At 65.8% G+C, this 6,301-nt stretch carries 8 protein-coding genes; 3 read left to right on the top strand and 5 right to left on the bottom strand.

Annotated features, from left to right (window positions below; all coding sequences use genetic code 11):
- From BN1120_RS04960 to BN1120_RS04940, 5 genes are all read right to left on the bottom strand, one after another.
- Positions 1 to 192 (bottom strand): GDYXXLXY domain-containing protein (locus tag BN1120_RS04960; protein ID WP_042014996.1); only part of this gene is annotated, 192 nt, incomplete at its 3' end.
- Positions 189 to 1,196: a DUF4401 domain-containing protein gene (locus BN1120_RS04955; RefSeq protein WP_042014995.1), complete on the bottom strand. Its 1,008-nt coding sequence runs from the start codon at positions 1,194 to 1,196 to the stop codon at positions 189 to 191. The genes BN1120_RS04960 and BN1120_RS04955, both read right to left, overlap by 4 nt.
- Entirely contained in the window at positions 1,189 to 2,127 is a 939-nt protein-coding gene (locus BN1120_RS04950; RefSeq protein WP_042014993.1) for a DUF2157 domain-containing protein, read from the bottom strand. Before BN1120_RS04950 ends, BN1120_RS04955 begins: the two co-directional genes overlap by 8 nt.
- 217 nt (positions 2,128 to 2,344) lie before the next feature.
- Entirely contained in the window at positions 2,345 to 2,902 is a 558-nt protein-coding gene (locus BN1120_RS04945; RefSeq protein ID WP_010675206.1) for a TMEM165/GDT1 family protein, read from the bottom strand.
- Positions 2,903 to 3,155: 253 nt separating this feature from the next.
- Entirely contained in the window at positions 3,156 to 3,485 is a 330-nt protein-coding gene (locus BN1120_RS04940) for a translation initiation factor (protein WP_039041208.1), read from the bottom strand.
- A gap of 119 nt (positions 3,486 to 3,604) precedes the next feature.
- Here BN1120_RS04940 and BN1120_RS04935 point away from each other — a divergent pair, with 119 nt between their 5' ends.
- From BN1120_RS04935 to BN1120_RS04925, 3 genes are all read left to right on the top strand, one after another.
- Complete coding sequence (locus BN1120_RS04935; RefSeq protein WP_010675204.1) at positions 3,605 to 3,832, top strand: FeoA family protein; 228 nt, start codon at positions 3,605 to 3,607, stop codon at positions 3,830 to 3,832.
- Positions 3,829 to 6,099 (top strand): Fe(2+) transporter permease subunit FeoB, encoded by a 2,271-nt coding sequence (feoB, locus tag BN1120_RS04930; RefSeq protein WP_042014990.1) that lies wholly within the window; start codon positions 3,829 to 3,831, stop codon positions 6,097 to 6,099. The genes BN1120_RS04935 and feoB overlap by 4 nt, the downstream gene beginning before the upstream one ends.
- A gap of 46 nt (positions 6,100 to 6,145) precedes the next feature.
- Positions 6,146 to 6,301, top strand: a 156-nt coding sequence (locus tag BN1120_RS04925) for a FeoC-like transcriptional regulator (RefSeq protein ID WP_042014988.1), incomplete at its 3' end; no start/stop codon positions are given.

Genomic DNA, 6,301 nt, shown 5'->3' with positions numbered 1-6,301 from the left:
GCCCGCCAGCTGGCGGGCGAGGGCGTAGTTCAGGCGCATGTAGTCCCCCTGCATCAGGGAGCGGGGGTCGACCGGTGCCAGCTCGATCAGCACCACCTCCCCCTGGCTCATGGCGTGCTCGAAGCGCCAGACGGCGGCGTTGATGCCGGCGAGCAGGGCAAGACCGGTCAGCAAAAAGGCGAGGCGTCTCATGAGGGGCTCCCGTTGTGAAGGTGCTTGAGCCACTGACGGGTACCGAGCAGCAGGGCCCCCGAGGCGAGCAGCAGCCAGGACTTGGTCATCAGGGTCAGCCCCAGATCGTAGTAATAGAGGGAGCCAAAGCCGAGCAGCAGGAGGCCTGCCAGGGTCATCAGGGCCAGGCTGCCGGCGTAGAAGCCGAGCACCAGCACCAGGGCGCCAGCCCCCATGCCGGGAATGATGGCGCTGATCACCACCAGCGGCAGCCCGTAGCGCAGCGGCAGCCTGAGGCGAACCATGACCGCGAGCAGCAGGGCGGCGCAGAGCAGGGGATTGAGCCAGAGAGGCAGGCGGGAGCTGCCGAGCTCATTGAGCACGCTGGTGCCTCCCTCCCACAGGGGGTGGTGCAGCCGTCCCAGCACCAGCAGGGAGAGTGCCAGCCCCAGGGTGAGGGATTCATAGAGCAGATGGCGGGCGGGATCGCGCTCCGCCTGCAGCCAGCAAAGGGCGACGGCGCCCATCACCAGCGGCAGGGCCAGCAGGTGCAGGCCGAGGCAGGCGAGGGCGAGGGTGAGCAGGATGGCGGCGGCGAAGCTGTGGAACAGCCTGATCAGCCAGTGCTCGAACAGGGCGGCCACCCCGAGGGAGAAGGCGGTCAGACCGAACCAGAGCCACGCGACGTTCAGATCCAGCCTGTCCAGCAGGCCGTAGAGCAGCCAGGCATCTGCCGCCAGCGCCAGCGCCAGCACGAACTGATCCCAGAGATCGCTGCGGGTCGCCATGCGGTTGAGACCGAGGGCGGCGGCCATCAGCACCATCCCCATGGTGAGGGCGTTGTTGGGGTCGCGGGTCAGCTGCTCGAAGGCCATGAAGAGGAAGAAGAGCAGGAAGAGGGCGGCTATCCAGCCCACCATGCCGAGCAGAAAACGGCCCGACCAGTGGGGCTGTTCATCCCGGGGGGCATCCCCTTCCACAAGTTGGGCAGCACGCAGGCGCTCCCAGGGGGTGAGATCAGACATGCTGCCTCCGTTGTTGTTGCAGCCAGCGGCTGGCCATCACCGACAGGCCGATGGCGATGAGGGCCAGCAGCAAGAAGCCGTTCATGTCCGGCTCCATCCACTTGCCAAGGGCCGCGAGGATCACGGCGATGAGGCTCAGGCACCCCATGGCGAGCCCGGCGATGAACCTGTGGTGCCAGCGCAGGTAGGCGGCGCCGAGCCAGGCGAGCCAGGCAGGCCAGACCCAGGGAGAGGCGGCATCGAACAGGGCCAGCAGGGTGAGCAGGGTGATGCCGAGCCCCGCGGCCAGCCCCGCGAGCCAGGAGGGCATCAGGGCGTAGCGGGCGGGCACCAGGATGAGCAGACCCCAGAGGGCGGCGTTGAGCAGGGTCAGGCACCAGCCGAGGGCCTCCTCGTTGAAGGAGAAGAAGAGATCGAGAAGGCCGAGCCGCCAGTAGAGCACCAGGGCGAGCTGACCGAGCAGCCAGGCCAGGGTCCAGAGCAGCGGGCTTCTGCCAAGGGCCGCCAGCGGCAGCAGCATCAGGGCCCAGGTGGCGAAGAGCTGCCAGGGGTCGGCGCCGGTCTGGTAAGTCTGACCCACCAGGGCGAGCAGGGCGCCGAGGTTGAGGGCCAGGGCGAGCAGCAGGGCCTGGCGCGGGGTGTCACTCATGGGTTTGCGCCAGAGCACCAGGAGCATGGCGAGCAACGGCAGCTCCAGCAGGGCGAGACGTGAGAGGCGCCCCAGGGCCTGCCAGTTGAAGGCGACGAAGAAGACGAGGCCGGCGCCAAGGCAGAGGCAGCCGAGCCAGAGCAGCAGCCTGTCGAACAGCCACTGCCAGCGGGCAGGGCCGGGGGGCAGATCGCACAGGGCCAGGGCGGCAGGCAGCGAGGCCCGTGGCAGGCGGCCGCGCCTGACCCAGTCGAGCAGGGTCTGTCTTGAGGTGAGGTGCATGGGGGCTCCTGAAGCCGTGATGCCTGAAAGATAAGGCATTATGGCACGGCGCCGCGTCTCGGGGCAGGGGCGCCGTCGGCGCTGCGACACAGGTCGCGGCACGGGGCCATGTCTTTGCACTAAAAAGGCCCCCGCCGTGAGGAGGGGGCCTGAAGGACGTCCGGGGCGGCGGTGGCGATCAGTGCTCACGCTGATCCCCCGCCGGCTTCTATGGAGGTCAGGCGAAGATCAGGGTGGAGATGCCAAGCCCCGCAAAGAGGATGGCGCAGGCAATGCGGATCCCCTTGAGGGGGAGCTTGTCGGCCCCGAGTTTGCCGAGCAGCACCACGGGCACGTTGGCCAGCATCATGCCGAGGGTGGTGCCGGTGATCACCTGGATCAGGGAGTCGTATTTGGCTGCCAGCAGCACGGTGGCTATCTGGGTCTTGTCACCGATCTCGGCGATGAAGAAGAGCACGAAGGTGGCCATGAAGGGGCCGTACTTGTCCAGGGAACTCTCTTCATCGTCCATCTTGTCCGGCACCAGGATCCAGGCGGCCATGGCGATGAAGGCGCCAGCGACCAGCCAGGTCATCACCTTGGGATCCATCCAGCGACTGATGAATTCCCCTATCCAGGCGGCACCCGCGTGGTTGAGCAGGGTGGCAGCCAGCATGCCGGCGATGATGGGCCAGGGTTTGCGAAAACGACAGATGAGCAACAGGGCCAGCAGCTGTGTCTTGTCGCCGATCTCGGCGATGGCAACGCTGATGGTGGAGGTTAACAAGGCTTCCATAAAAATGACCGGGGGACGGAATTGTTATAAACCAAAGACAAGCCTGCGCCATCCGTCCCCGGTTTTGGCACTGGCCCGTCAAAGGTCTTGTCAAATCCGGCATTGCCCGGATCACCCTGACCATGGTGAGTTGGCACCAAGTATGTTGATCAGGATCGCGCACGAAACGGGTCCGTGGCGAGACTACTCCCCCTCGATGGGAGCGGGCATTCTAGGGAAAAACCCCCGGTGAGGCAAGGCGCGGGATGGGGAATTATCCCCCCACCAGTTTGACCTGAAAGCCGGCCTTCTCCAGTTCGGCCTTGATGAGGTCCCGTTTGTCCCCCTGGATCTCGATGATCCCCTCCTTGAGACCGCCGCCGGTACCGCACTTCTTCTTGAGCAGGGTGGCGAGGGCCTTCTGCTGGTCGGCGGGAACGCCGTGGATGCTGATGACCCCGGCCCCCTTGCGTCCCTTGGTCTCGCGGCGGATGCGCACGACCCCGTCGGCGGGGAAGGGGGAGGCGTGCTGGGCAGGGGCGGATTCCTTGATCATGCCGCCGTCCGTGCTGTAGACCAGGCGGCTGTTGTTGTCGTGACTCATGGCAATACTTTGTCGGTTAGCTAAGCGGAGTTTGATTTTACGCAAATAAATGTTGAGGGCACAGCTTATAATCCCCCCATTAAAAGCGAATTATTCTTGTTTAACTTCAGGAGCCCGTCATGGTACTCACAGAGCTGTCGCCGGGACAGAGCGCTCGCATCACGCACATGAACCACCTTGGCCGCGCCTTGCGGCGCAAGTTGATGGTGATGGGGCTGCTGCCCCAGACTGAGATCCTCTATCTGCGGGCCGCCCCCCTGGGAGACCCGCTCCAGATCCAGTGCCAGGGCATCTGCCTCTCCATGCAGCGGAGTCTGGCCCAGCAAATCGAGGTGGAGCCGGTATGAGCTACAACCTGGTCACAGTGGGCAATCCCAACAGCGGCAAGACCTCCCTGTTCAACGCCCTGACCGGCTCCCGCCAGCAGGTGGGGAACTGGAGCGGGGTCACCGTCGACAAGAAGATGGGGGCCTTTGCTGCCCGCGGGCAGGAATACACCCTGGTGGACCTGCCCGGCATCTATGCCCTGGCCAACCAGGAGGCGAGCCTGGACGAGCAGATCGCCAGCCGCTTCGTCCAGCGCCAGCAGCCGGATCTGCTGCTCAACGTCATCGATGCCGCCAACCTGGAGCGCTCCCTCTACCTCACCCTGCAACTGCGGGAGCTGGGGCTGCCCATGGTGGTGGTGCTCAACAAGATGGATCTGCTGCAAAAGCGGCGCATCACCATCGACGAGGCCTTGCTCGCCAAGGCGCTGGGGTGCCCCGTGGTGTCGCTCTCGGCCCACAATCGCCAGCAGGTGGCGGCCTTCAAAGAGGGGATCCACCAGTATATCGGCCAGTCCCAGCCCGCCCTGGTGCTCGACTACGGTCAGCCCCTCGAGGGGGACATCGCCGAGCTGGAGACCCTGCTCGCCCCCCATCATCTGCATCGCCGTGGTCGCGCCCTGCGCCTGCTGGAGGAAGACATCGCCATGCAGGAGACCCTGGCTGCGGGGCAGCAAGCGGCGGCCGACAACGTGGTGAGCCGCGCCCACCACGCCCAGGACATCGACCTGCAACTCGCTGATTTGCGCTACGGCCATATCCACCACTGGTGCCAGCAGGCGTGCCGTCATCAGGACAAGCTCACCGTCGCCCAGAGCGAACGGCTGGACAGGGTGCTGCTCAACCGCTGGGTGGGCATCCCCTTCTTCCTGCTGGTGATGTACCTGATGTTCATGTTCGCCATCAAGGTGGGTAGCGCCTTCATCGACTTCTTCGACATCCTCGGGGGGGCCCTCTTCGTGGACGGGGTGCACCACCTGCTGGGGCTGATGAGTGCCCCCGACTGGCTGGGAGCCGTGCTCGCGGACGGCGTGGGTGCCGGTTTGCAGACGGTGGCGACCTTCATCCCCGTGGTGGGCTGCCTCTTTCTCTTCCTCGCGGTGCTGGAGAGCTCCGGCTATCTGGCCCGCGCCGCCTTCGTGGTGGACGCCCTGATGCGTCGCCTCGGCCTGCCCGGCAAGGCCTTCGTCCCCATGCTGATGGGCTTTGGCTGCACCGTGCCCGCGGTGATGGCGACTCGCACCCTGGGGTCGGAGCGCGAGCGGCTGATGACCTCGGCCATGGCGCCCTTCATGTCCTGTGGTGCCCGTCTGCCGGTCTACGCCCTGTTCGCGGTGGCCTTCTTCCCCGAGTCGGGGCAGAACCTGGTGTTCGGTCTCTATCTGTTCGGCATCCTGGTGGCGGTGCTCACCGGCCTCTTCCTGCGCAGCACCCTGCTGCCGGGCAAGAGCGACTCCATGGTGATGGAGATGCCCGATTACGAGTGGCCCCGTCCGGTGGACGTGGGGCTGCGCACCTGGCAGAAACTCAAGGGCTTCATCTTCGGCGCGGGCAAGACCATCGTCCTGATGGTGGCGGTGCTGAGCGTGCTCAACTCCCTCGGCACCGACGGCAGCTTCGGCAACCAGGATCAGGAGAACTCGGTGCTGAGCAAGCTGAGCCAGTCCGTGACCCCGGTGCTGCATCCCATAGGCGTGCGGGACGACAACTGGCAGGCCACGGTGGGCATCCTCACCGGCATCTTTGCCAAGGAGGCGGTGGTCGCTACCCTCAACAGCCTCTACGCCGGCGGCGCCGGTGATGAGGAGGAGAGTGAATACTCCCTGCTGGGCAGCCTGAAAGCGGCGCTGGCCACCATTCCCGCCAACCTGGCGGACATCGACCCCGCCGATCCCATGGGGCTCAAGGTGGGGGATCTGGAGGACAAGCAGGCGGCCGCCGAGGCCCAGGAGGTGGACACCTCCACCTACGGCAACATGCAGACCCACTTCGACGGCGTGGCCGGGGCCTTTGCCTACCTGCTGTTCGTGCTGCTCTACATGCCCTGCGCCGCCGCCATGGGGGCTCTGGTGCGAGAGACCGGTCGCCAGTGGGCCCTGTTCACCGCAGCCTGGTGCAACTACGTCGCCTTCCTGTGCGCCACCCTCTTCTATCAACTGGCGACCTTCGCCGCCCACCCGGCGCAGAGCCTGGTCTGGAGCCTGAGCTATCTGCTCTCCCTGGTGCTGCTCTGGTGGCTGGGGCGTCGTCACGGCGACATCGTCGCCCGCAAGGTGGTGACCCTGTGAAGGGGCTCATGGTCAGGGGCGAGTGCGCCGAGAGGGAGGGTATTCTGTGATCCTGCGTGAACTGGGGGACTATCTGGCCCTTCACAAGAAGGTGAGCCGGCGGGCGCTGGCCCGCCACTTCCACACCTCTGAGGATGCGGTAGAGGCCATGCTCGGGGTCTGGATGCGCAAGGGGCGCGTCGCCAAGCGGGAGAGCCGCCTG

The organism is Aeromonas caviae, assembly GCF_000819785.1.
In the GTDB taxonomy this organism is placed as follows: Bacteria; Pseudomonadota; Gammaproteobacteria; order Enterobacterales; family Aeromonadaceae; genus Aeromonas; species Aeromonas caviae.
The sequence above is the reverse complement of the archived record's forward strand: the minus strand, read 5'-3'. Positions and strand labels throughout refer to the sequence as shown.